The following is a 613-nucleotide window of genomic DNA, read 5'->3' on the forward strand; positions in this document are numbered from 1 at the left end:
AAATGGTCGCAGGAAATTCAGCGCCAGTGCCGTCAAAAAGCAGGACCTCTTGGCCCTCTTTCATGCGTAAAACGCGCCCAACATGCCCTGCAGCATCCTCGCCAAGTGCAAGAGAACCTAATTGTTGAATGGGCTCTGGGTGGTGAATTCGAGGGATTCTCATGTTGGTTAACCTGTAAATAGTTTATCTGGTGTTTAGTATCTCAGCCTAACATGGATGCTTTTCATTGAAAAAACAAGGGTGACGCCACAGTTTCAAGGGAATTTGAAACTCTGGCGTCTAGAACAAAGATTAAAACGGATGAGAAGGGTTATTTACAGCTCTCGTAAACGAACGGGTTGTGGTTACCTTGGATAGCATAGATACGCTCATCACGAGTACATTCCCACTCATCGACTGGGAACTGCTTGTTCCACGCCATCATTAGATTGGTTTGCTGCTTAGAGAGCTTGAAGCCGTACTCTTTACTCATGTAGAGGTAAGTGCGCGCGATAGAGCCTTTTGCTCTGTCTGGTGGCATCACTTTGCGCTGTTTGAAGTTCACTTGCATCTCGCACTGCCCATAGCTCACCCCATCCATGCCACTCCACTGACTGAAGTTGTAGTTAGAGC

Annotated in this window: 2 protein-coding genes; both read right to left on the reverse strand. The window is 47.1% G+C overall.

The window, feature by feature from the left end; all coding sequences use genetic code 11:
• Positions 1–163: RNA methyltransferase PUA domain-containing protein (locus tag KIV40_RS32660; protein WP_375164939.1), on the reverse strand; the 163-nt coding region annotated here is incomplete at its 3' end.
• A 148-nt stretch (positions 164–311) separates the two neighbouring features.
• Positions 312–613 (reverse strand): endonuclease (locus tag KIV40_RS32665; RefSeq protein ID WP_285353520.1); only part of this gene is annotated, 302 nt, incomplete at its 5' end.

The organism is Vibrio sp. D173a (genome assembly GCF_030248475.1).